The organism is Chlamydophila parapsittaci (genome assembly GCF_006385615.1).
Classification (GTDB): Bacteria; Chlamydiota; Chlamydiia; order Chlamydiales; family Chlamydiaceae; genus Chlamydia; species Chlamydia psittaci.
This window is the reverse complement of sequence record NZ_CP041038.1, coordinates 717,790-741,052: the sequence shown is the minus strand read 5'-3', so window position 1 is coordinate 741,052 and position 23,263 is coordinate 717,790. Positions and strand designations below refer to the sequence as shown.

The following is a 23,263-nucleotide window of genomic DNA, read 5'->3' as shown; positions in this document are numbered from 1 at the left end:
TACTTAATTATCCCTTACCGTTTTTAGACCGAATCTTATCGGCATACCACTTCATTTTTTCTTTTACGTTGTCTAAACCAACGCCGAACTGGCTAAGATCCATTCCCAATTCTAACTTCATTTCTTTTAACTTGTTCTTAATCTCACAAAGAGACTTTTTACCAAAGTTTCTGAACTGTAGCAAGCGAGGTTCTGGCATAATAACCAACTCACCTATGGTTTCAATGTTTGCATTAGACAAACAATTTGTGGATCTTACAGATAGTTCGATCTCATTAATACCTAAAACTAACTTATGAAGAATATCGTCTTTGTTTTCTTTTTCGATAGAAATGGCTTCTTCAAAGACTATCTTCTTCTCATCCATTTTTTCAAAAATGGAGAAATGTTTTGTTAAAATTTGTGTAGAAAAGGCTAAAGCTTCTTTAGGAGATACTCTACCATCTGTTTCTACATGCAAAATCAAACGATCGAAATCTGTATCTTGACCTACACGAGTATCTTCTACAAAGTAATTAACCAAGACGACGGGTGAGAAAGCTGCATCTAAAACAATTTCATTTACACCCTTATCTTCAAGAACAATTCTTTCAGATGTAGTATAACCTCTGCCAAAAGCAACTCTCAAAGTAATATCTAGTTGCATAGGCTGTGTCACAGTGAAAATCACGTGATCGGGGTTAACGGATTCAAACCCACCTTCTTGCAACAAATCAGCCAATGTAACAGCCTTTTGACCACCACAGGCAGCCAAATCAGAGGCGTCTATAGAAACTTTAGACTTTAATAATTGAGTACAACGACCATTTTCACTGTCTTGGAAAGGATATTTCTTTAATAAAGCTCCTTTCAAATTCAAGATGATATTTGTTACATCTTCTATAATTCCGTTAATTGCCATGTACTCATGAAGCACACCAGTCATAGAGAAAGAAATAATTGCAGGAGCTTCCAAGCCTATGAGCAAAGCTCTTCTCAAAGCATTACCTAAAGTATGACCCATACCTCTTTCTAAAGGCTCTGCTATAAAACTCGCCTGCTTATCAACCGATCCCCCGCTACCTTCTACAGCCATCATTTTGACTGACTCTGGCAATTCAAATTTATCGTAAAGTAAATTTTGTGAACAATCCGACATCCCTTTCTCCTCCCCTAAAACTACACTCTGCGCCTTTTTCTTGGCCGACAACCATTGTGAGGAACAGGAGTTTCGTCACGGATGACAGAAACAACTAAACCAGCGGCTATGAGAGCGCGGACTGCAGATTCTCTACCAGCTCCGGTGCCTTTTAAACACACTTCGACTTCCTTGAGGCCAGAATTCATAGCAATTTTTGCAGCGTCTTGTGCGGCCACCGTTGCAGCAAAAGCAGACGACTTACGAGATCCGGAATATCCAACTTTTCCAGCTGAAGCCCAAGAGATAGTATTCCCTGCAGGATCTGTTATAGACACAATCGTATTGTTGAAGGTAGCCTTAACATGAACAACGCCTGAAGGAATATTCTTTAACTGTTTTCTTTTTACGCCTTTTTTCTGCGCTTGATGTTTAACCAAAACACGTTCTCCTAAAAAAATTATTTCTTCTTACCTGCGACCGTTTTACGCTTACCTTTACGCGTGCGAGAATTTGTTTTCGTTCTCTGTCCTCTTACAGGCAATGAAAGACGATGTCTTTGCCCACGATAAGCGTGAATAGAGATCAATCTTTTAATGTCTGACTGCACACGACGTCGCAAGTCCCCTTCAACTACATAATCTGATTGCAGGAGAGAATTGAGGCGGCCTATTTCCTCCTCCGTCAATTCAGCAGCCCTAGCTTCAGGATTTAATTGCAACTTTGCAATAATCTCTTCAGAAAGAGCTGGCCCTATCCCATAAATATATGTAAGACTTATTTTTAGTTTTTTCTTCGCAGGAATATCAATTCCAATGATGCGTGGCATACGCAGGGCCTCCCTTAAAGTAGTATAAGCATCTTAGGTCAAAAATTGTTATTTTTCAATGCCTTCCTTTGGAACGATCTTTTTTCAAAAAACTATCGTACCGACGCATAAGTAAAAAGGCATCCACTTGTTTCATCGTATCCAAAACCACACCAACCACGATCAACATTGCTGTACCGCCCAAAAAATAACTCACATTAGTATCTACATTAAGAACGCGTCCCAAAATAGATGGCAAAATGGCAATAACAGCTAAGAACACTGCTCCTAATAAAGTAACGCGGTTCATGGTATATTCCAAATACGTTTGTGTAGGCTTCCCTTGTCGAATTCCAGGAATAAAGGCATTATTCTTTTTCATTTCGGAAGCAATTTGTTCTGGATGGAACTGTGTTGCCGTCCAAAAATACGTAAAGAATATTATAAGCAGAACGTAACATGAAGAATACACCCAGCTACCTGGGGATAACATCATAGCGACTCGCTTAAGCCACGAAGAATCCGAAGACATGAATTGTCCTATAGTCGCAGGAAACATTAGCAAAGACGAAGCAAAGATAACAGGTATAACGCCTGCATAGTTGACCTTTAACGGCAAATAGGACCCTCCTCCAGGGATTTCTCTCCTACCAATTACTCTACGTGCGTATTGCACGGGAATTTTTCTCACACCTTCTATAATCAATATCGTTGTGACAAGAACAAATACAAAAATCAAGCACAGCAACAAGAGTGAGAATAAACCTAATTGAGAAGGATCTTGCGAACCAAGGTTTAGCTTATTGACTATGGATCCCAAAACAGATGGAAACGAAGCTAAAATTCCAAGGCTAATAATTAAGCTAACACCATTCCCAATACCCTTATCAGAAATCTGTTCGCCTATCCACATGAGCAACAACGTTCCTGTTGTCATAACAATAACTGTTGTCAAATAGAATATCCAAGGAGCTCCGAATAACTTAGATGACAACAAAGTTGGAAGAACAATACCAGGAATCGCCATGTTCATTTTTAAAGCAAACTTAGCGAAAAGTAGTGATTGTATAAATGCTAAGCCAACTGTAAATAAACGAGTTAATCTACCTATCTTTCTTTTGCCTTGATCAGGGCTTTCCCTCATTTCCCTCTGTATAGATGGCATAAATACTAAGAGAAGTTGCACTATAATAGACGCTGAAATGTAGGGGACTACACCTAATGCAATAACCGTCATTTGAGCAAAGGCTCCTCCAGAAAAAATATCAGCTAACTGAAATAAATTCTGGCTAGAGCCTAGTAATTGTTTGAAATAGGCTACAGCACGTTCTCCGTTAATTCCTGGAACAGGAATGAACACGCCAATCCGGCAGGCCGCAAGCAAAGCAAATGTAAAAAATAACTTTTGCCTTAACTCAGCAATGGAAAATATCTGTCGTAAAGTTGTCATAGTCGGGCCTGAAAATTCTTATCTTTAAGCAACACCAATAAGGTTTCGTACTCCTTGAGACAATACTACATTAGCGTCCTTCCAGATAAACGTTTTTTCTAATTCGCCTTTAACGATCACTTTTACTCTAATCGCATGCTTATCTATGGCTTTTTTCTGTTTCAAAGCTTCCAAGGTAATTTCTTCTCCCTCGTTGAACAAAACGTTCAAACGTTGAGTCGTGATTTCTTCTACACATTTATCAAAACGTGCATGAGAAAATCCTCTCGTAGGGACTCTTCTATAAAGAGGAACTCCGCCCCCTTCATAACCAAAGCGACGTTTATAACCAGAACGGCTTCCGTCACCTTTATGGCCTCGGCAACTTGTCTTACCATGACCAGAACTAGGCCCACGACCTAATAGTTTTGTTCCTCTCTTACGCGGTGAAGGATCTTGTAACGATTCTAATTTAATCATGTGTCACTTTTCTCCTTGTTAAAACGTCTTTCCTGCTAGAAAGACTCAAGAGAGCTTTAAAAGCAGCCTTTACTTGGTTCATAGGGTTATTTGAGCCCAAACTTTTAGCAACAATATTTTTAACCCCAGCCATTTCCAAAATCAAACGAATTCTAGAACCTGCAACAATTCCAGTTCCTGGCTTAGCAGGCTTCAAAAGCAATTGAGCTCCGTCCTGATCAACTAGAACTTCATGAGGAATAGAGTCACCTTCCAAAGATTCAATGGTGATTAGATTTTTTCTAGCAGCTTCTCCGCCTTTACGGATAGCATCTGTTAACTCATTAGCTTTGGCAAAACCGTAGCCCAAGCGTCCTTTACCGTCACCCACCAAAATAAGCGCGGAAAAACTAAACTTACGACCGCCCTTGACTACTTTTGAACAACGATTGACAACAAGAACTTTCTCCTCTAGCTGATCTTCTTTGTGAGAATTCTTTGATAACGTCATCTCTTTAAACCTTCATTAAAACTGTAACCCGCCTTCCCTAGCACCGTCAGCAACCATGGCAATAATTCCATGATACTTGAAAGGGCCGCGATCGAAAACAACTCGATCTACTTGAAGACTTTTTCCCATCTCGGCAATTTGAACTCCTAACGCTTTAGCAACGCCTTGATTCTTTTTAACTAATCCGGAAGCCTTACTTGATTTGGCTATAGTTGAGACAGAAGCCAAAGTTTTGCCAATAGAGTCATCAATTAATTGTACATAGATATGCTTGTTAGTTTTCACAACAGACAAGCGAGGCTTCGAAGAAGAGCCTCTCAAGACTTTACGCACTCTTAAAGCCCTACAAATCTTTTTTTCAGACTTCTTGAATAACGAATTTTCCATAACTTAACTCTGCCTTGCTATACTATTTTTTACCTGTTTTTGCCGCTTTTCCAGCCTTACGACGGACATACTCGTTTTCATAGCGGATACCCTTACCTTTATAGGGTTCAGGTTTACGTTTAGCACGGATATTAGCAGCGAATTCCCCAACTAGCTGTTTATTTATCCCCTTCACAGATATTATAGTATTCTTCTCAACACTAACTTGAATATCTGAAGGAATAGGAATCTTCGTCGGATGAGAAACCCCTATAGACAAATCTAAAATAGATCCCTGAACGGAAGCTCTAAAGCCAACCCCAATCATTTCCAAACGTTTCTCGAATCCTACACTAACTCCTTGAACCATATTGGAAATTAATGCCCAAAATAAACCTTGCATGCGACTTGGCCTGTCAACCACATGAGGGGCAGGGTGAACAAAAATCTCCTTACCTTTTATGTCGATGAGTACTTCTGGAGCCAATACCTGTTTTAAAGAGCCCTTAGGACCTTTTACTAAGATTTCATTATTTTGAATGGAGACCTCTACTCCTTGAGGGAGCACAATAGGGTCTCGAGCTTTACGAGACATTCCTTACCGTCCTATAAATTCTTTTATCCTGTTACCAAACTAAACAGAGTAGTTCACCACCAATATTTTTAGCCCGAGCTGTTGACCCGTCCAAAACTCCTTGCGATGTGGAAAGAACGGAAATACCCATATTTCCGAAAATATAAGGAATTTTCGCTGCAGGGACATAAACCCTTCTAGAGGGCTTAGAAACCCGCTTTAATTGGCGTATCACAGGCTTACGGTCATTAGTATATTGTAAAAAAATACGCATTGTACGTTTACGATGCTCTTCTTTTACCAAATAATGTGCTAAAAATCCGTGTTGTTTCAGAATTTTTACAATTGCTTCACGCATTTTGCTGTGTTCTAAATCTACGTATAAATGCTCTGCCTTCAAAGCATTTCGGATTCTTGTTAATAAATCGGCTATAGTATCACTTGTCATGCCCATACTGATCTTATATCTCCCCTATTGAGCCTTCTTAAAGCGCAAACCCATCAACTCTAAAAGAGTGGTGCATTCTACATCTGTTTTTGCTGTAGTTACCCAGGTAATATTCATTCCTTGGGTTCTCTTAACGCGATCTAAATCCACTTCAGGGAAAATCTGTTGATCGTCCAGTCCTAATGAATAACATCCGCGTCCATCTCCTTTACTTGAGAAACCACGAAAGTCGCGAATTCTAGGAGAGACAATGTGACAAAAACGATCCATAAAATCGTACATACGTTGGCCACGTAGTGTTACTTTTGCTCCTATGCCTTGTCCTTCACGAAGCTTGAAGCCGGCGATAGAATTTCTAGCCTTTGTCACCAAAGGTTTTTGTCCAGAAATCATAGAAAGTTCTTCTAAGTGAGCTTGGAAAAGATTTTTATCTTTAGCAGCTTCTGCAAGACCCATGCTTATTACAATTTTTTTAAGAACAGGGATTTGCATGGTATTGCTATATCCAAACTTTTCTTGGAGGGTCTTTCGGATCTTTTCGGTATATAGTTTTTTTAACCTGCTCATATTAACCTTTTCTCTCTTTCACAGAACGATATAGTTTGGAGGTACCATCAGGAGATTTATTCCATAACTCTCGTCCATTCTCAGTAACTTTGACAGAAAGTTTTGCTGGAGCTCCGTCTATACTTAAACGAATGTTAGAAATATGTATCGGAGCTTCAATACTAATCCTTTTACCTTTTGGATTTTCTTGACTACGCTTGATATTTTTCGTACGAACGTTGACTCCTTCAACGACCACTTTATTTTTTTCTCTGAGACAAGATAAAACTTTACCTTGTTTGCCTTTGTCGTTCCCGGCTAGCACATAAACAGTGTCGCCAACACAAACACTACGTCTTTTCATATCTTTTCTTATCCTTAAATCACCTCAGGGGCCAAAGAACTAATTTTCACAAAGCCACGATCGCGGATTTCTCGAGCTATCGGACCAAAAATTCGTGTTCCTTTGGGATTTCCTTTATCATCGATAATTACACAGCTATTAGTATCGAATTTCAAAGAAGAACCATCTTTTCTAAGAATATTGCGGCGTGTCCTAACTATTACAGCTTTAACCACATCACCCTTTTTTACAGAGCTGTCAGGCTCAACATCTCTAACAGAACATACAATGACATCACCCACTGTAGCGTAACGTCTTCGAGAACCGCCTAAAACTTTAAAACACTTTACTCTTTTAGCCCCAGTATTATCGGCAACTTTTAACTGACTTTCTTGCTGAATCATAACTGCATCTACCCAATGTTGCTAATCTACCAAACTAACTTACACGCTCAACAACACGCCATCTTTTTAATTTAGACAGAGGTCGTGTTTCTTGAATTTTCACTTTATCGCCTTCAGAAACACCCAGACCATCATGAGCATAAAACTTCTTAGAGTCTCTAACAACTTTGGCATACTGAGGATGAGAATATATCCTTTCAACTCGAACAACTACGGTTTTATCCATTTTTGACGAGACAACAACACCAATTTTGGTTTTTCTAAGGCCTCTTACTTCACTAGCCATCGACTTTTCCTTCTTTTTCTTGTTTGACCGTCATAGATCGAGCTATGGTTTTCTTATACATAGAGAACAAGTGCGTCTTTACTGCTTTATTTTGCAAAGCGGCTTCAGCTCTTAAAGAAAAAAGAGCTTTCTTATTTTCATGGATAAACGCGTCCAACTCAGATAGACTTTTCTGTCTAAGCTCAGCTAATAAATTCTTCTTTACTGACATATAAACTTATACCCTTTCAACCCGCTTAACAAAACGTGTTCTTATTCCCAATTTTGCTGCAGCTCTTCTTAAAGCGTCTTGAGCATCTTCTCTTGAAACATTAGCCACTTCAAAAAGAATTCTCCCTGGGCGAACTACTGCTACCCAATGATCTGGGGCACCTTTACCTTTACCCATACGAGTTTCTGCAGGCTTTTTAGTTACGCTTTTATCTGGGAAAATACGAATCCAAACTTTTCCCCTACGTTTTAAATGTCTATTGATAGCAACCCTGCAAGCTTCTATTTGCCGACTAGTTACCCATCCTCTTTCTAAGGTCTGCATTCCAAATTCGCCAAAGTCAACAAAAGTAGCCCCCTTGCTTAGGCCTGCAAATTGACCTTTTTGCTGTTTGCGAAATTTTGTTCGTTTAGGCATCAACATAATAATTCACACTCTCTTATTTACAGCTACTGTACAACTGGAGCAGCAGCACCAACATTGGAACTAGCTGTAGAGACTTTTTCCCCAAGATTAATCCAAACTTTTACGCCGATAATTCCGTAAGTAGTTGCTGCAGATGCTGTGGCGTAATCAATATCAGCTCTCAACGTATGTAGAGGAACACGACCGTTTTTATACCATTCAGAACGAGCAATTTCAGCTCCTGCTAATCTTCCAGAAACCTGTATTTTAACACCTACAGCTCCTGCATCCATAACAGACTGCATAGCTTTTTTCATTGCACGTCGGAAAGAAACACGGCGTTCAATTTGTTTAGCAATATTGTCTGCAACTAACTTTGCATTTAATTCGGGACGCTTAATTTCTGCGATTTCTACCCAAACTTCTTTACCAGTAAGCTTTCTTAGCTCTTCTTTTAGAAGATCTACTTCAGCGCCTTTTTTCCCGATAACTAGTCCTGGACGAGCTGTCTGGATTGTAACTTCAATCTTACCGCTCATACGTCTCACAACAAAGCCCGCAGCCCCTTGACAAGAAGGTTTTTTTCTTAAGAATTCTCGAATTTTCACATCTTCAATAAGAAATTTACCAAACTCTTGTTTGTTTCCGTACCAAAGAGAGCGCCACTTCTTGGTAACACCTGTACGAAAACCGATTGGACATCCTTTCTGACCCATAACTTCTCCTACCGCTCCTTCTCACCAACAACAACAGTTAAGTGACTAGTGCGTTTTAAAATTGGGGATCGTCCTCCCCGACTTTTTGATTTAGCTCGCTTATATACAGGGCCTGCATCCACTCTGACTTCGATAACGTTTAATTGTTCACGTTTTACATTGTCATGAAGCTCAGCATTAGCTACAGCGCTATCCAAAACTTTCTTTAGACATCTTCCAGCTTTCAACTGAGAAAAACTCAACTGCTGCTGAGCTTCCGTAACACTTAAATTTCTCATAAGCCCAGCGGCTAGTCGGGCTTTGCGAGGCTGAACCCGTATGTAGCGGGCGGTCGCTTTAAACATGACTTGTCTCCTTTAGACTTACCCTTTCTTCACGGGATGACTTTTAAATATTCTTGTTGGAGAGAATTCTCCCAACTTGTGCCCTACCATAGTTTCCGAAACAAAAACTGTTAGAAACTTTTTCCCGTTATGAACTTCAAATGTGTGGCCTATCATTTCAGGGGTAATCATAGAACGACGAGACCAGGTTTTAATTGGAGTTTTTTTCTCCAATAAGTTCATAGCACGTACTTTTTTTATCAGGCTGTGATCAACAAAAGGACCCTTTCTTAACGATCTACTCATAATCCCTATTTCCTACGATCTTTAACTATCCACTTATTGCTTTTACGCTTATCACGAGTTTTTAATCCTTTCGTGACTTTACCCCAAGGAGTACGAGGAATGTAACCATTATGACGGCCTTCACCACCTCCATGAGGGTGATCAACAGGGTTCATAGCAGTACCGCGAACAGTTGGACGAATACCTTTCCAACGTTTTCTTCCTGCTTTACCATCAACACATAAGTTGTGATCTGAATTAGAAACTTCGCCAATAGTGGCTCTACAACCTTCATTTAACATGCGAAATTCGCCTGAAGGCATTTTCAATGTAACATATCCTGGAGTTTTAGCAATAACCTGAGCAGCTAAACCTGCAGATCTTACTAATTTCCCTCCAGAATGGGGTCGCATCTCAATATTATGAACAGTTGACCCTAAAGGCATGCTTTTTAAAGTCATGCAACAACCCAATTTGAAAGGGCTGCCTTCTCCTGAGATCACTAGATCTCCTCTTTTTATGCCTTTTGGAGCAAGTATGTAACGTTTTTCTCCATCAGCATAACTCAATAAAGCAATGTAGGCAGAACGATTTGGATCGTACTCAACAGAAACTACCTTAGCTTCAATACCATCTTTATTGCGCTTAAAGTCGATAACTCGATACAGGCGCTTAGCTCCTCCACCACGATGACGACAGGAAATGTGACCTAAATTATCACGACCGCCAGAACTCTTTTTGAAAAATGAAAGCTTCTTATTTGGTCGAACGCTTTTTCTAGTTTTTTTCCCTGACAACTCTCCCTGTGTGGTCAGTTCATCAAAAGCCGGAAGAACCAACTGTCTAGTCCCTGGAGTTACTGGCTTAAACTTTTTAAACATGTTTTTCTTCCCTCTAATAGATTACCCGATAGAATGGCCTTCATAGAAGGTCACAACTGCCTTCTTAAATCCAGCAGTCTTTCCTTTTCGCTTTCCGCGAAACATTCGGGCTGGCTGAGGCTTCACACATATCGTGTTTACACTTTTAACTTTTACTTTTTTATCCGCATAAATAGATTCCAAAGCTTGAGCAATTAAAGGCTTAATAGCGTTACAATCTACGATAAACGTATATTTCGGATGCTTACAATAGCTACCTTTCTTTTTGCCCTCACCATTCCCAAGGCTCAAACCTTCTAGTGTTTTAGCCTTCTCGGTTACATAATGCCGTTTGATTACATCATAAGGATCTTTCATGTCCTAAAATTCCCTTTTAATCTTTCATTCCAGAAATAAGATGCCCGGAGAGTCTATTAAGAGCCTTTTCGGAAATCACTATATTGCGGGCAGAGACTAGGTCATATCCATTGATATTCATTCCATACGTAAAACCGCGCACAGCAGGCAAATTACGCAAGCTTAGTCTTAAACTTTCGTTATTTTGAGCGTGCTCTAAATCATCGATGAAAAGCACCCCGCGACATTCCACATTACAGGATTTTAAAAATCTCAAAGCTTCTTTTGTCTTTGGAGAAGTTAAACTGTTTGTGAACACACTGTCATCAGCTACAATCAAACGATTCGTTTGAATCTTTTGAGATAGCAATAAACGAATTGCTGCTCTTTTCTCTTTTCTATTAATACGAACGTGTTGATCAAATTTAGGCTTGGGGCCGAAAACAATGCCCCCTCCTCGAAACTGAGGAGACGCTAAACACCCTTGACGAGCATTTCCCGTACCTTTTTGTCTAAAAGGCTTTTTAGTAGAATGGCTTACTTCTGAACGATTTCTCGTACATGCGGACCACTGTCTCTTGTTAGCACGAATCGCCACAAGATAGTCCTTCACTAACTGAAGTCCACTTCCTTCCTGAGCAAAAAAGGAATCTGGCAATTCTACCTCTCCTGCCTTATTCCCAAAAAAATCAAACTTTGATAATAAAACCATTAGGACCTCTTCTGCATTACCCTTTTGCTCTGGAAGAACGTCTGACGACAACAACAGAACCTCTAGGACCAGGAATTGCTCCCTTCACTAGCAAAACTTTTTTCTCTAAATCTACTTTTATCACTTCTAAATTCTTAACGGTTACGTTCACAGTACCCATATGGCTAGGACGCTTACTTCCTGGAAAGCATCGTCCAGGAGTTGATCGCATTCCTATAGAACCGGCATGACGATGGAATCCTGAGCCGTGACTTTGAGGACCTCCACGGAATCCGAATCTTTTCATGACCCCTTGAAATCCTTTACCTTTAGAAACACCGCTAATATCTACGGAAGAAACACTTTCAAAGACTTCCAAACCAAACTCGCTTCCTAAAGAAACTTCATTAACAGCTTCTTCCGAAAGACGAACTTCCTTCAACGAACGAAAAACACGAGAACCGGACTTTTTAAAATGTCCGAGACTAGGTTTATTCACACGTTTTTGCAATGTTTTTTCTGGGACATTGATTTCATTGGCGCCCATTTGAATAGCGTTGTAACCATCTGTTGAATCAACTTTTATCTGAGTAACAACATTGGAACTCATGCTAATTACTGAACACGCAACTAGATTTCCATCTTTGTCGAAGACATGAATCATGCCTTCCTTTTTTCCCATTAAGCTAAGCTGAGATCGCATATATAATTACCCACTAATACAATGGTTGTTCGCGCTCAAGCGAGAGCAACCAGGCAAATCGTTATAGCATTTTTGTTCGTAGAATTCCCTAAAAAGAAAAGGAGCCTTTTCCTTAAGAAAATAAAGGGACAGGTTATCAGAGGGAGAAGATTTTTACAATAAGAAAAAACGGGAATGCCTTAATGAGAGAAAGATAAAAAGTTCTTATAAAATCTTAGTTTGCTAATAAATAAAAAAATCGCTTCTAGGTTTTCTAGAAGCGATTTACAATATTGCCAGAATTGACAAATCTTTTTCTTACGAATGAGCCCATGCATTGTAGAGACCGATACCACTAGAAATGGCAACAGCTCCTGATGTTACGGCCAATCGAACTGAAGCGGTGCTTGGGAAAGGAATTAATTTGACGATATCGGCTATTAATTCAAATGCTTTTTCTAAAATCGATAGTATAGCTTTTTTAACAACCGCAAGATGCGACTCTCTTAATTCTCTAGACACTTGATTATAAACATCGGAATTCAAAGTCTCGTTGACTCTAGCATCTTCTAATCCCGCAGAAGCACGTTGATATGCACGGTTTTCATACATTAAGGAAGCAGCTCCCCCGATAACGCTAGCAGCGTGGTTAGCTGTCATCATGTAGGTTACGGCATCGCCAAATCCTGCTTTCACTTCCTTAGGAAGGAAAGATTTATGTGCGAGCTTGTTTGCTAACATAACCGGACGGCATACGCCGAATGTTGCAACATATGTAGCTGCACCGATTGCAGAACATCCCTCTTTAACCGCGGCTAATGCATGATCGCCCTTAGTCAGGTAGATTTTGTTATAAGGCAATCCTTTCTCGGCGCTGCCAAGATCGTATTGAGATTCTGCAGTGAAACATTTTTTGACGTGTGCGAAGCAATTCTTTGAAGAGTTAACACAACCGGGGATTGCACCGTTAAACACGTTACTTAAAGCCACAACAGATCTTGTTGTACTTAAAGTTCCAGCAACATTTTTAGCTATCTCAAGAGAAGCTCCGGTAGTTCCTGAACTCTCAATAACGCCACAACTAAATTCAGAAACTGATTTAACGAATTTAAAGGCTTTATCTAAATTTTTAGTACTGCCAACAAAACGAGCTAAATGATTATCTCCTCTAGTAAAAAATAGTTTTACGCAATTACCAGCTGCACCTCTGCCAGTTCTTTGCATTGCTGTTTGCATAAACACATTTCGGCCTCCCATAGCAAGAGCAGCCACTTGTGGAGTTACAGATGCCATATTCACCTCCCTAAAATTAAAAGGTTTTTTTAGCAAAATAAAGATTTTAAGCCCCAATTATAACATAAAAGCACCTTAATTAAAGTGAATTATATTGACTAAAATCGAAATTAATAAATTAAGTTAAATGATAATTTTAATTTATGCCCAGAAAGGCCATTCAAAAAACTTTTTGAATTCATCACCCCTTTGCCTTCAGGTTGGATTTCTCTTAGGCAAATGGCACCTTCAGCACACGCAACAAGCAGCTCTTGTTGATCTGACAAGATAATATCCCCAGGCTTGCCATAACCCCCCTTACTAGAAGCAAGAGAGGCTTTACGAACAACTAAACGCCTTTCTGGTTTATCTTGATAAGAATAGAGCGTCCAAGCTCCAGGAGCTGGAGTGACACCCCGTATTTGAGCATACACCTTTTCTGCAGGACGATCCCAAAGAATAAACCCTTCTTCTTTTGATAGCTTTGGAGCTATCGAGGCTTTAGATGCATCCTGTGGTGTATGAGTGATTGTTCCATCAGAGATTTGTTGTAAAGTTTTTATTAAGATTTCCCCGCCTTGACTAGCCAAAGCTTCGGCCAGCTCTCCTGCTGTCATATCAGGTCCTACCGGGATAACAGATACGTTGGCAATATCTCCGGTATCCATACCTGCATCCATACGAATTACAGTATTTCCTGACTGTGTGACACCGTCCATAATACAACGCTGTATAGGAGCGGCTCCACGGTAAGCTGGTAATAGGCCTGCATGCAAATTATAACAGCCATATTTTGGAATATCCAAAACCGTTTGCCTTAAAATAGCTCCGTAAGCAACCACAATAAAAACATCTGCCTCAAAATCTCGCAACTGTTCGATAAATTGTGGATCTGAAGCCTTTTCTGGCTGTAAAAGAGGAATATTCTTAGATAAAGCTAACGTTTTAACAGGAGAAGGTATAAGTTGGGACGAACGTTTTTGCGGTTTATCTACACGAGTAACAACAGCGATAACATTGACTTCATGATGTAATAAATCTGCTAAAACTGTGGCAGCAAACTGTGGCGTGCCGAAATAAACAACCTTAAGACTCAACAAGAGCTCCTTCTTTATCTACGCTCTCCTCTTGGAAAGCCTCTTTAGCAGCTCCACGCTCGATTCCACGCTTACTCGGATTCTGACAAAAATGAATAAATTTTTGGACTTCGGGAATATGGCCGTACTCTTCTTGAGCCTCTAGTAGAGCTTCAAAGAAGCTGTCTTCGGAACGATAAACTTTCTTAAACACCTTGATCAAAGCCAAACGTGTTTCAAAACTTACTTGTCGTCTCTGTAAACCAACTTTATTGATTCCGCCTAACTGATAGGGGTTCCCTGTGCCTATAGTATAGGGAGGAACATCTCTTCGAACGCCACTTAAAGCTCCGACCATAGCATGTGCACCAATACGAACAAACTGATGGACACCAACCATACCACCAATAATAGCGTAATCTTCTACCACAACATGACCAGCCAACTGCGCATGGTTACTTAAGACTACATAATTACCAATTGTACAATTATGAGCTACATGAGCCCAAGGCATGATAAGACAATTATTTCCTATAGAAACTGTTGTTCCTTCAAATGTAGAAGAGGTAATAATAGCGAATTCTCGAATTTCACAATTTTCCCCTATAGTAACATAGGTCTTTTCACCCTGATATTTTAAATCCTGAGGTTTGTTACCGATCATAGCGGACGGCCAGATCGTTGTACCTCTGCCTATAGTTGTGTGTCCATCGATATAAGCATACGATTTGACAACTACATCATCACAAAGGGTCACCGTAGATTTAATAACAACATACGGCTCAATAACAACATTCCTTCCGATTTTAGCCCCGGGTTCGATAATTGCTGTTGGGTGAATGTTCGTCATACGTCTCCGTTAATCTAAAGATTTCTTGTCTACAAGAGCAAAGCTTAGTTCTCCCTCAGCAGCAACCTGAGAACCCACACAAGCTCGTGCCGAAGCTTTCCCTCCCTTCGACGAAATCAATGAAAATTCAGCGCTTAATGTAAGAATGTCGCCGGGCTTAACTGCCTGACGAAACTTCGCTTTTTGTATCCCTAAAAACAAAGCCAATCTTTTATTTCTGTCATTTTCTAAAACTAAGCCCAGCAAAACTCCGGCTGCTTGCGCTAAAGATTCTAATATTAATACTCCAGGCATGATAGGCGCTTCAGGGAAATGCCCTACAAAAAAAGGCTCGTTTATTGTTACATTTTTCTGTGCAACAATGGACCGCTTCTCTAAATCATAAGACAACACCTTATCCACAAGCAAAAAAGGATAACGATGTGGGAGTAAGTTTAATAATTCTCGTAATTTAATTACAGGCGACTCTTTCATTTAACACTCGTTTCTTAGGGTTGTAACGCTTCTAAAATCTTTCTACCCAAAGCAATGTTTGAAGAATGTCCCGATCCCACAGCAACAATATGAGCAACAAAAGGTCTGCCTACTAAAGATAGATCACCTATCAAATCTAAAATTTTATGCCTTACAGGCTCATCTGAAAACCGCAACTGGCCGAGACTAATCACACCGTCATCTTTAAACACCACAGCATTTTCTAAACATCCGCCTCCTATCAATCCCCTCTCCATTAAAAAACATAGCTCATTGTATAGAGCAAATGTTCGACAAGGAGCTATTTCCTTACGAAAAGATTCTTCTGTTATAACAAAAGAACGGTACTGCGTCCCTATGGTAGGACTTTGAGGATAATGTAGAGTGTAAGAAATCTTCAGCTCATCACAAGGAAATGCAGCAAGAAAAGTATCCTGAGCTTGATAGTACACAGGCTGCGACAGCCTAGCAATAGAGACCTTATCATTCTGTGTACAAACCCCAGCATCATCTATTAACTGCATAAAAACATGAGAACTTCCATCCCCGATGGGGATTTCTTCTTCATCACAACGGATTATCACATTGTCAATGTTACTCGAACGCAAAGCAGCCATGAGATGTTCAACAGTAGCAATAATGGAATCTCCTGAGGACAAGGTCGTACTGCGGCCTGTATTACATACATGAGGGAGTAATGCGGGGATATGTTCCCCTAAGAGATCGGAACGGCAAAAGACTATTCCAGTGTTTTCTTTAGCAGGTTCTAAAGTTATAGTCGCGGACTTTCCAAAGTGAATTCCCACACCTGAATAACGTACTTCGCGCCTTAACGTTCTTTGAGCTCGTTCTAACATGCAAAAACCTGACAAAGAGTGTTCGTATATTATCCTTTTTCTTTTTTAGCAAGCAAGCGATATCCGAAATAACATCCCATGTATCCTATAGACAACAAAGAGAGTAAAATCATAGGAAGATCTCCCCATAATGCATACAAAGTAGAATAATTTTGAAGAGGAAGAGCTACTTGTAATACTCCTGGGGATGCTTTTCTAGAACGTGTTTCATAGGGCAACATTTTTATGATCCTTCCTAAGGCATCTGCTGCAACAGTAACTCCGGTATGACAAGAACGCACGCAAGGCGTGCCCAACTCTTGATTTCGCAAAATTCCATGATGAAAATGCACTTGTGGGAGTCTTGACGAAGGATACCATCCATCGTTAGTCAAGTTTACAAGCAGCTTAGCGCCTTCTTTCTTATAGTTACGTAATAAGGATCCGAAAGTCTCCTCATAACAAATAGACACGCCCATTTTAGGTAAGCTATTGATCTCAATTACTCCGGAACGTGTTCCGGGGAGACGCTGACAGGATAATGCATATTCAGGGAAATATTTCTTACATACTGCCCAGCCGAGTTTGCCTCCAGGGATGTATTCTCCTCCAGGCACTAAGACACGTTTATCATATCCAACTAGCTCGCCGTGTTGAGAGATACATTCTGCTGAGTTGTAGAGGTGTAGTGTAGATTCTCGTTCTTCCCAACGTTCTAATCCTATAAGAATCGGACAATCAAAATGGTTGGAAAGAGCCTGCATCCAATCTATATTTGCGAGTAGCACATCTTGATGTTTAAAGTGTGTCAAAGGCGAGAGGATGATTTCACTATCATCGTAAGGATAAATCTTTCTATCTCTTCCAAAAGGGACCGAAACCTCAGGGAAAATCAGAAGATCTACGGGTTTTCGTACAATAGAAGAAAGACTAATTAATCTTTGCCACGCCATAGCTGGCGAGCTTGACCACGACCCTTCCAAAAGAGTGGATGAGGCAGGTTGTACGACAGCGACATGCAGAGTCTCTTCATTTGAAAAAGTAGTTTTGAGATATTCGTAATGTAATCCGCCCAACATATAGGGAACGAGTAAACATCCCAACCATGCAAATCGAGCAAACTGCTTTTTCAATAACACTTGATAAAAACTTATTCCTGTAGCGACTACAAAGAAACTCTCTCCAGACCAACCGAAAAAACCGCCAAACTGTCGTCCGTAGGCATTCGCAGTAATAGGCCATCCTAAGTAGTCCAGAGACATTCCTGAGCAAAAATAGTAGAATCTTACCATTTCGATGGCAATCCACAAGCCTGGTAAACACCAGAGAATTTTGCCATGGTTTTTACGTACTACATAGAATAATAGAGAAGAAAAAGCAGTGAATAGTAGGGCGAGTGAGCTAGTTAATACACCCCAAACGATGTAAATAAATTTCCCTACATATAAATCGGAAAGCATCCAAGAAAAATGCACGCCATGTATGGTGGCAGACCAAAGGAATAATAAACCTGTTAGATATTTCCAAGAAAGATACGGTGGTTTTTGTGGCTCTAAGCTATACCACAAAAGTCCGTAACCTATAGCACTTCCTAATAAAGAGAAAAACCAGCTCAAATCAGGCTGAGCGCAAGCTATGAGAATCCAGGAACAAAAAAAACTAAGAATTCTGAACAAAACGTTCCTATCTATTCATATTCAACCGAGATTGTCTACGCTGATCAGCTTCATGATAGCGACGTTTTTCTTCTGGGGTTTCAGGAACAACCTGATGAACAGGAGTTGGGGCGTTATTCTCATCTACAGAAACAAAGGTAAAATAGGCAGAAGTAATATGACGCCTTTCTTGTTTATAGATATTTTCTGCCCACACTTTAACCCCAACTTCTAACGAAGTTTTCCACGTGCGATTAACAGCGGCCTTACAAATTAGATTCTCTCCCATATATGCAGGAGCATAGAAACACAGAGCGTCAACAAAAGCTGTGACGCAAATTCTTTCGGCATGCCTTTCAGCAACTACAAGAGCTAAACGATCTAACAAACTCATTAACAAACCACCAAATACAGTGTTATTTGCGTTTAGATCGTTCGGGAAAATTTTATAGATATGACCGTCTATACAACTAAAAGATACGGGCTTTTTCTTAAGCATTAAAAATTCCCCTAGGCAGAGACAACGCTCTCTACTTTTTGTTGGATAGTATCTTGAGGTCTAAAGAAAATCAAGAGATTACTTGAAGAGTAGTTTTTATTTTTTTACTAGCTGGAATTCCAAAGATTTCAAATAAACTTTTACAAAGTAAAAGTGTTTTACAATCCAATAAATGGGTTATTGACTTGCGTAAAACCTATACCTTTTTGTCGATGTTTGATCTCGTGTCGTATAGAAAAGAGCAAATCGGGATCAAAATCCATTTTAGATGCCCACTGCAAATAGGAAAGGGGAATTTCAGAGAAACAACGTCCTTTATGTTTTCCTAAAGGCATATATTTCATCTTTATCGGTTTTGATAGCATTTGCTTGAGTTGTTCTATCGTGCGGAAACGCTTACAGAAGTGTTTAAAAATACTGATATTGATCTCCACATCTTTCATAGCGCGATGATTACCATCATAGGGAACATTGAAGTGTACAGCTAAGGCTTCCAAAGAATTATTCGGGCTGTCTCCATATTCTTTAGCCAATCTCAAGGTGTCGATAACGTAATACTTAGATAAGAAGCTCTCTCCTATCCTTTCTGCTTCTTGACTCAATACCTGGAGATCAAATCCTACGCTATGGCCTACGATATAGTCTCCCTCTTTCAGAAAAGACTTAATCTTTGGGAATACTTCAGCAATCCTAGGCTGATCTTTTAACATCGCGTCAGAAATATGATGTATTCTCTGTGATTCTGCTGAAATTACACGGTCAGGATTGATTAACGTCTCCATAGAATCGATCACACGATCGAAAGTGAAACGTATCGCAGCAAATTCAATAATACGATCTTTCTTTACATCCAACCCAGTCATCTCACAATCTAGGCAAACAAAAACTGTATCTTTTAGTAAAGTCATGATCCTATTTTATTCCTTCAGCAATTTTAACAATATCGATGGCGGGGCATCTATGCTAACTTCTCTTTGCTCAGTGGTTAGCAGATGAATCTGCACCTGTATCATCTCTCGAAATTGCGGCAACGTTATACTTTCTGGCCATTCCACGCATAGAACATCATCCTCGTCAGCATCTTGAAAAAGATCTGTTTGATTTTCCTTAGCGGCATCTATCCGATAAAAATCATAATGGCAGATTCTTCGTGGTTCATTACCATACACATGCAAAAGAGAAAATGAGGGGCTAGCAACTTCTTGAGCTAAAGCATCTCCTAAATACCCTTGTACAACACCGCGCACAAATTCTGTTTTCCCTGAACCATAATCACCGAACAATAACAAAACAACTCCTTGAGGAAGTATTTTGCCAAGTTCGGCACCTATATCTACAGTTTCTTGAGAAGAATTAGTTACTCTTCTGTATCTACCCATTGACTAATATACACATGAAAGGCTGTATCATCCGCCAAGCTTTCGATAAACTCAGCAATTTTGTCTTCCACGAGAGCATCTTGTAGTAAAGATAAGAAAGTACCTTCCAATTGAAACTTGTTTTGATTTTGTACTTCTTCCAACGTCATCGGACGCAAGTATGAAGAGGTAAAGTCTTCTATAAGTGCTGGTAAACTGTGGAAAAGCTTTCCCGTGATAGCAGAAGCAAAAACAGTTTTAACAATTGGCTCTTTAGGAGGAGCGATATACTCTTTGATCATATTTGGGTCATCGGACACAAGGAAACGCTTTACGCGCACACCACTTTGACGCTCTGTGTTTTGAGGACAGGATGACAGCCAATCGTAAATAGCATCTTGAGGATCAGCATACACGTTATCGGCAAATACTTTCCCAGTGAAAGGACATATATAGATTCTTTTTGTCTGTTCGTTAACTTCTGGTTTCCCAGAGCAAATTTGTATCTCTGTTTCGCGCCAAACCTTTTTATCTTCCTCGAGAATTCGAATGGCATCTTCTGGAGTTTTAAAAATTATTTTGTCGCGGACAAAAACCACAGGATTTATATTTAAAGCTTGTTCTAGGTAAAATAGATACGTAGCCAACAATTCTGGTGCTTTTTGTTTTCCCAAAAACTGGAGAAGTTTCTGTTTGATACTTCCAGAAATATTCATGCTCATCCCTTTTTCAGCTAATGAAGCAAATTAAAAGTTTTCCTGGTTTACTGAAGAAATTTTATTTTCTAAAGCAATAAACTCAAGAATAGTTTAGCACTGTTTCACATTAAATCAATCATACTAGCATAACACGAGAATTATGTTGAACATAAAGCTACTAGCCATTGCGAGAATTAAAAAGATAAATTGATGATTCGCAATAAAGCGAAGAGTAGTGTTACTGAAGGATACTTTTAAGACTATGGCTGGGGCATTTTATTGAACGTATCGCAATGAAACTAGAACAACCCAAGAACACCATTGGGAAATCGTGTTTATTATTTAGAATTTTAAAGCTATGACGTCAATATTCTTAAGTTAAATACCCACATCATAGCTTGTTTGTTATTGCAAATGTGTTAACAAGAGTTATTCAATATCCAAAGAACTGTTTATTTTTATCCTCTGTGAACACATCCTCTAGGATCTACTGTTGTAAGTCCCGGAACTTTGATTTACCGTACACAAGCATCTAAAATAGATAAACAGCAGCCTAAACATCAACTAGAAGTATGTATCTTATTTAATCCTCTACTTTAAATGTTTTATCGAACATATCAAAAGCTTCCTGAAGCTTTGGATGTTCGCCTGCATGTTCCTTTAGGAAAAGCTTGATCTTTTCTAGATTTTGAAAAAATTGTTTCATATTCTCAGAAGTTGTATGTTGTTCCGTTTCCATAACATTCCTCGAAAATTTTTAATCTTAAAACTGTCTATAACAGTCTCTCAAAGCATTTCAAATCAAATGATTAAACACAATTAGAAGATCTTAACAGATATGAATAACCCGAACAGGGATGTCTGAAGGTTCTTTGAATACGCATATCTTTCCTAGGCATAGTTCAACACCCTCAGATCCTCAATAAAGGATCTTGAGAATCGATAGGAAATGTCTCTGCTTTTTCTTTGAAAAAGTTTCTGAATTGTGTTTTTTTTAACCTATGTCTACAATCTGCCTTCATGCAGCTATGGCGGAACCGGTAGACGCGCTAGATTCAGGTTCTAGTGAGCTTAGGCTCATGGAAGTTCAAGTCTTCTTAGCTGCATATAGAATTCAAAACGAATACCCTGAACTTATTGGAGAATTATGGTCAAAGTTGTATCCGCTGAAAATTTCAATTCCTTCATTTCCTCGGGCCTAGTGCTTATAGATTTTTTTGCTGAATGGTGTGGTCCTTGCAAAATGCTCACTCCCGTATTAGAGAGTCTTGCAGCAGAGGTACCTTCGGTACTCATTGGGAAAGTAAATATTGATGACAGTCCTGCTCCAGCAGAACAGTACGGAGTTTCTTCAATCCCAACTTTAATTTTATTCAAAGACGGAAAAGAAGTAGACCGTTCAGTTGGATTAAAAGATAAGGATGCATTAATTAAAATGATTAATCAGCACTCTTAATTTCCAGTACGGATACACGCACTTTGATTATTTTGTCGAACTGCTTCAAAAAGTACTACACCCACGGTGGTTGCCAAGTTTAAAGATCTGATTCCAGGTTTCATAGGCAAGTAATACGTGTGGTTGTGGTACTTTTTTAATACTTCTTCCGGCAAACCTTTGGACTCAGAGCCAAACACGTACACGCCATCCATAGGGAGAAAAACATCACCGTAGTATTGTGTGCCTTTAGTTGAAAGACAGAAGACCTTATCTTCATCGACACCTGACAACACTTCATCTAAGGAATCAACAACAGACAGATTGACCTTATCCCAGTAATCCATCCCCGCGCGTTTAACAAATTTATCTAATAAAGAAAACCCTAGGGGCCTCACTAAAATCAATTCAGCACCTAGAGCTATACAAGTCCTTCCTATATTCCCCGTGTTTTGGGGAATATCAGGCTGATAAAGAACTACCTTCATGAAGCTGTGTTTTTGTCCTCTATATCTGGTAATGCTACAGTATCTTCTGTAGTTTCAATTAAATTAATTTCGAAAATCAACAAAGAGTTGGGAGGCAATTGGCCAGAAGTTCCGTAGGCAAGGTCGGGGTGAATGTAGAGAATACGAGTTTCACCTTCCTTCATTCCCTGCATTCCTAAAGAAAATCCTGGAATTGTTTGTGCTAAAGGAAGAAGAATAGGCTCTTTATTAGCTTCAGAGCTGCTGAAGACTTGACCATTGATAAAACTCCCTTTGTAATGAAGGAGTGCTGAAGGTTTTCCTGATATAGCTTTCCCGGTTCCTTCTTTAACGATACGGTACTGTAATTTACCAACTTGTACTTCTACGACACCTGCATTCTTCTTATTTTCTTGTAAGAATTTTTCAGCTAGGGAGAGGTTCTCTTTTGCTTTTTTCTCGAAAACCAATTGTTGTATTTCTGCCATTTTCTCCTCATATTCGGATTCAGTTAAAGGTGCGCTTTTACATTCTAATTCAGCCTGCAATCCTTTAGCAACTTCAGCGATATCCATGACGATATCCTCTGATTTGTGTAATTGTCGTGCTAACAAATGACCAAAAGTACGCGATATCTGTTGATTTACAGAAAGTTGTGAATCACTGGCAGTGCTTTCCTCCTCAACTTGTGTTTTAGAGTTCTCATTTGGAGTACTCTGATTACAGGAAGCAATGGAAAAGGACACAACCATTGTTATTATAATTAAATACCATTGTTTTTTCATATTTTCTCTCCTATGGTTGTAGCCTAGACACTCACAT

General features: G+C 39.5%; 36 protein-coding genes and 1 tRNA gene. 2 read left to right on the top strand and 35 right to left on the bottom strand.

Annotated features, from left to right (window positions below):
* Positions 1 to 7: 7 nt before the first annotated feature.
* The 33 genes from FI836_RS03285 to FI836_RS05215 all read right to left on the bottom strand — a co-directional run bounded on the left by FI836_RS03285 (position 8) and on the right by FI836_RS05215 (position 21,278).
* Entirely contained in the window at positions 8 to 1,138 is a 1,131-nt protein-coding gene (locus tag FI836_RS03285; protein ID WP_013462588.1) for a DNA-directed RNA polymerase subunit alpha, read from the bottom strand.
* A gap of 20 nt (positions 1,139 to 1,158) precedes the next feature.
* Positions 1,159 to 1,557 (bottom strand): 30S ribosomal protein S11, encoded by a 399-nt coding sequence (gene rpsK / locus FI836_RS03280; RefSeq protein WP_006342788.1) that lies wholly within the window; start codon positions 1,555 to 1,557, stop codon positions 1,159 to 1,161.
* 20 nt (positions 1,558 to 1,577) lie between these two features.
* Entirely contained in the window at positions 1,578 to 1,946 is a 369-nt protein-coding gene (rpsM, locus tag FI836_RS03275; RefSeq protein WP_006342787.1) for a 30S ribosomal protein S13, read from the bottom strand.
* A 55-nt stretch (positions 1,947 to 2,001) separates the two neighbouring features.
* On the bottom strand, positions 2,002 to 3,375 hold the full coding sequence (gene secY, locus FI836_RS03270; protein ID WP_014943651.1) for a preprotein translocase subunit SecY: 1,374 nt from the start codon (positions 3,373 to 3,375) through the stop codon (positions 2,002 to 2,004).
* A gap of 24 nt (positions 3,376 to 3,399) precedes the next feature.
* The gene (rplO, locus tag FI836_RS03265; RefSeq protein ID WP_014943650.1) at positions 3,400 to 3,834 is read right to left on the bottom strand and encodes a 50S ribosomal protein L15; all 435 of its coding nucleotides are present in this window, start codon (positions 3,832 to 3,834) and stop codon (positions 3,400 to 3,402) included.
* On the bottom strand, positions 3,827 to 4,324 hold the full coding sequence (gene rpsE / locus FI836_RS03260; RefSeq protein WP_006342784.1) for a 30S ribosomal protein S5: 498 nt from the start codon (positions 4,322 to 4,324) through the stop codon (positions 3,827 to 3,829). The genes rplO and rpsE overlap by 8 nt, the downstream gene beginning before the upstream one ends.
* A 15-nt stretch (positions 4,325 to 4,339) precedes the next feature.
* The gene (gene rplR, locus FI836_RS03255) at positions 4,340 to 4,711 is read right to left on the bottom strand and encodes a 50S ribosomal protein L18 (protein ID WP_014943649.1); all 372 of its coding nucleotides are present in this window, start codon (positions 4,709 to 4,711) and stop codon (positions 4,340 to 4,342) included.
* Between the two features lie 22 nt (positions 4,712 to 4,733).
* Complete coding sequence (gene rplF, locus FI836_RS03250; protein ID WP_006342782.1) at positions 4,734 to 5,285, bottom strand: 50S ribosomal protein L6; 552 nt, start codon at positions 5,283 to 5,285, stop codon at positions 4,734 to 4,736.
* 31 nt (positions 5,286 to 5,316) lie between these two features.
* A complete protein-coding gene (gene rpsH / locus FI836_RS03245; protein WP_014943648.1) occupies positions 5,317 to 5,718 on the bottom strand; it encodes a 30S ribosomal protein S8 in 402 nt (133 codons plus the stop codon).
* A gap of 18 nt (positions 5,719 to 5,736) precedes the next feature.
* Positions 5,737 to 6,279, bottom strand: coding sequence for a 50S ribosomal protein L5 (gene rplE, locus FI836_RS03240; protein WP_139934574.1), 543 nt, complete (start codon positions 6,277 to 6,279; stop codon positions 5,737 to 5,739).
* Between the two features lies 1 nt (position 6,280).
* Positions 6,281 to 6,622 carry a 50S ribosomal protein L24 gene (gene rplX / locus FI836_RS03235; protein ID WP_006342779.1) on the bottom strand — a complete coding sequence of 114 codons (342 nt, stop codon included), beginning with the start codon at positions 6,620 to 6,622 and terminating at the stop codon, positions 6,281 to 6,283.
* A 14-nt stretch (positions 6,623 to 6,636) separates the two neighbouring features.
* Positions 6,637 to 7,005, bottom strand: a complete 369-nt coding sequence (gene rplN / locus FI836_RS03230) for a 50S ribosomal protein L14 (RefSeq protein WP_006342778.1) — start codon at positions 7,003 to 7,005, stop codon at positions 6,637 to 6,639.
* A 34-nt stretch (positions 7,006 to 7,039) separates the two neighbouring features.
* Positions 7,040 to 7,291 (bottom strand): 30S ribosomal protein S17, encoded by a 252-nt coding sequence (rpsQ, locus tag FI836_RS03225; protein WP_006342777.1) that lies wholly within the window; start codon positions 7,289 to 7,291, stop codon positions 7,040 to 7,042.
* Positions 7,284 to 7,502 carry a 50S ribosomal protein L29 gene (gene rpmC, locus FI836_RS03220; RefSeq protein ID WP_006342776.1) on the bottom strand — a complete coding sequence of 73 codons (219 nt, stop codon included), beginning with the start codon at positions 7,500 to 7,502 and terminating at the stop codon, positions 7,284 to 7,286. Before rpmC ends, rpsQ begins: the two co-directional genes overlap by 8 nt.
* Positions 7,503 to 7,508: 6 nt before the next feature.
* A complete protein-coding gene (gene rplP, locus FI836_RS03215; protein WP_006342775.1) occupies positions 7,509 to 7,925 on the bottom strand; it encodes a 50S ribosomal protein L16 in 417 nt (138 codons plus the stop codon).
* A gap of 26 nt (positions 7,926 to 7,951) precedes the next feature.
* Entirely contained in the window at positions 7,952 to 8,623 is a 672-nt protein-coding gene (gene rpsC, locus FI836_RS03210) for a 30S ribosomal protein S3 (RefSeq protein ID WP_006342774.1), read from the bottom strand.
* A gap of 8 nt (positions 8,624 to 8,631) precedes the next feature.
* A complete protein-coding gene (gene rplV / locus FI836_RS03205; protein WP_013462587.1) occupies positions 8,632 to 8,967 on the bottom strand; it encodes a 50S ribosomal protein L22 in 336 nt (111 codons plus the stop codon).
* Between the two features lie 18 nt (positions 8,968 to 8,985).
* Entirely contained in the window at positions 8,986 to 9,252 is a 267-nt protein-coding gene (gene rpsS, locus FI836_RS03200; RefSeq protein WP_006342772.1) for a 30S ribosomal protein S19, read from the bottom strand.
* Between the two features lie 5 nt (positions 9,253 to 9,257).
* On the bottom strand, positions 9,258 to 10,112 hold the full coding sequence (gene rplB / locus FI836_RS03195; RefSeq protein WP_014943647.1) for a 50S ribosomal protein L2: 855 nt from the start codon (positions 10,110 to 10,112) through the stop codon (positions 9,258 to 9,260).
* Positions 10,113 to 10,133: 21 nt separating this feature from the next.
* Positions 10,134 to 10,469, bottom strand: coding sequence for a 50S ribosomal protein L23 (locus tag FI836_RS03190; protein ID WP_014943646.1), 336 nt, complete (start codon positions 10,467 to 10,469; stop codon positions 10,134 to 10,136).
* Positions 10,470 to 10,485: 16 nt separating this feature from the next.
* On the bottom strand, positions 10,486 to 11,160 hold the full coding sequence (gene rplD / locus FI836_RS03185) for a 50S ribosomal protein L4 (protein WP_006342769.1): 675 nt from the start codon (positions 11,158 to 11,160) through the stop codon (positions 10,486 to 10,488).
* 16 nt (positions 11,161 to 11,176) lie between these two features.
* On the bottom strand, positions 11,177 to 11,842 hold the full coding sequence (rplC, locus tag FI836_RS03180; protein ID WP_013462586.1) for a 50S ribosomal protein L3: 666 nt from the start codon (positions 11,840 to 11,842) through the stop codon (positions 11,177 to 11,179).
* 297 nt (positions 11,843 to 12,139) lie between these two features.
* Positions 12,140 to 13,114: a CT529 family inclusion membrane protein gene (locus tag FI836_RS03175; protein ID WP_139934573.1), complete on the bottom strand. Its 975-nt coding sequence runs from the start codon at positions 13,112 to 13,114 to the stop codon at positions 12,140 to 12,142.
* 110 nt (positions 13,115 to 13,224) lie between these two features.
* On the bottom strand, positions 13,225 to 14,190 hold the full coding sequence (gene fmt / locus FI836_RS03170) for a methionyl-tRNA formyltransferase (RefSeq protein ID WP_014943645.1): 966 nt from the start codon (positions 14,188 to 14,190) through the stop codon (positions 13,225 to 13,227).
* The gene (gene lpxA / locus FI836_RS03165) at positions 14,180 to 15,019 is read right to left on the bottom strand and encodes an acyl-ACP--UDP-N-acetylglucosamine O-acyltransferase (RefSeq protein WP_006342765.1); all 840 of its coding nucleotides are present in this window, start codon (positions 15,017 to 15,019) and stop codon (positions 14,180 to 14,182) included. The genes fmt and lpxA overlap by 11 nt, the downstream gene beginning before the upstream one ends.
* A 9-nt stretch (positions 15,020 to 15,028) precedes the next feature.
* On the bottom strand, positions 15,029 to 15,493 hold the full coding sequence (fabZ, locus tag FI836_RS03160) for a 3-hydroxyacyl-ACP dehydratase FabZ (protein WP_006342764.1): 465 nt from the start codon (positions 15,491 to 15,493) through the stop codon (positions 15,029 to 15,031).
* Positions 15,494 to 15,507: 14 nt separating this feature from the next.
* Positions 15,508 to 16,350, bottom strand: coding sequence for a UDP-3-O-acyl-N-acetylglucosamine deacetylase (lpxC, locus tag FI836_RS03155; protein WP_006342763.1), 843 nt, complete (start codon positions 16,348 to 16,350; stop codon positions 15,508 to 15,510).
* A 29-nt stretch (positions 16,351 to 16,379) separates the two neighbouring features.
* On the bottom strand, positions 16,380 to 18,005 hold the full coding sequence (gene lnt, locus FI836_RS03150) for an apolipoprotein N-acyltransferase (RefSeq protein WP_014943644.1): 1,626 nt from the start codon (positions 18,003 to 18,005) through the stop codon (positions 16,380 to 16,382).
* A 7-nt stretch (positions 18,006 to 18,012) separates the two neighbouring features.
* The gene (locus FI836_RS03145; RefSeq protein WP_006342761.1) at positions 18,013 to 18,483 is read right to left on the bottom strand and encodes an acyl-CoA thioesterase; all 471 of its coding nucleotides are present in this window, start codon (positions 18,481 to 18,483) and stop codon (positions 18,013 to 18,015) included.
* 158 nt (positions 18,484 to 18,641) lie between these two features.
* Positions 18,642 to 19,391, bottom strand: a complete 750-nt coding sequence (locus tag FI836_RS03140; RefSeq protein WP_006342760.1) for a putative quorum-sensing-regulated virulence factor — start codon at positions 19,389 to 19,391, stop codon at positions 18,642 to 18,644.
* A gap of 9 nt (positions 19,392 to 19,400) precedes the next feature.
* On the bottom strand, positions 19,401 to 19,862 hold the full coding sequence (gene tsaE / locus FI836_RS03135; RefSeq protein WP_006342759.1) for a tRNA (adenosine(37)-N6)-threonylcarbamoyltransferase complex ATPase subunit type 1 TsaE: 462 nt from the start codon (positions 19,860 to 19,862) through the stop codon (positions 19,401 to 19,403).
* Positions 19,841 to 20,557: a DUF2709 domain-containing protein gene (locus tag FI836_RS03130; RefSeq protein ID WP_006342758.1), complete on the bottom strand. Its 717-nt coding sequence runs from the start codon at positions 20,555 to 20,557 to the stop codon at positions 19,841 to 19,843. Before FI836_RS03130 ends, tsaE begins: the two co-directional genes overlap by 22 nt.
* 565 nt (positions 20,558 to 21,122) lie before the next feature.
* Positions 21,123 to 21,278 carry a hypothetical protein gene (locus FI836_RS05215; RefSeq protein WP_006342757.1) on the bottom strand — a complete coding sequence of 52 codons (156 nt, stop codon included), beginning with the start codon at positions 21,276 to 21,278 and terminating at the stop codon, positions 21,123 to 21,125.
* A 283-nt stretch (positions 21,279 to 21,561) separates the two neighbouring features.
* Between FI836_RS05215 and FI836_RS03125 the strand changes: the two genes are divergently transcribed.
* Positions 21,562 to 21,645 (top strand) — tRNA-Leu (locus FI836_RS03125).
* Positions 21,646 to 21,686: 41 nt separating this feature from the next.
* Positions 21,687 to 21,995 carry a thioredoxin gene (trxA, locus tag FI836_RS03120; RefSeq protein ID WP_006342756.1) on the top strand — a complete coding sequence of 103 codons (309 nt, stop codon included), beginning with the start codon at positions 21,687 to 21,689 and terminating at the stop codon, positions 21,993 to 21,995.
* Here trxA and FI836_RS03115 read toward each other — a convergent pair.
* The gene (locus tag FI836_RS03115; RefSeq protein WP_006342755.1) at positions 21,992 to 22,462 is read right to left on the bottom strand and encodes a tRNA (cytidine(34)-2'-O)-methyltransferase; all 471 of its coding nucleotides are present in this window, start codon (positions 22,460 to 22,462) and stop codon (positions 21,992 to 21,994) included. The two genes, trxA and FI836_RS03115, sit on opposite strands and share 4 nt — an antisense overlap.
* On the bottom strand, positions 22,459 to 23,226 hold the full coding sequence (locus FI836_RS03110; protein WP_006342754.1) for an FKBP-type peptidyl-prolyl cis-trans isomerase: 768 nt from the start codon (positions 23,224 to 23,226) through the stop codon (positions 22,459 to 22,461). The genes FI836_RS03115 and FI836_RS03110 overlap by 4 nt, the downstream gene beginning before the upstream one ends.
* Positions 23,227 to 23,263: the final 37 nt, after the last annotated feature.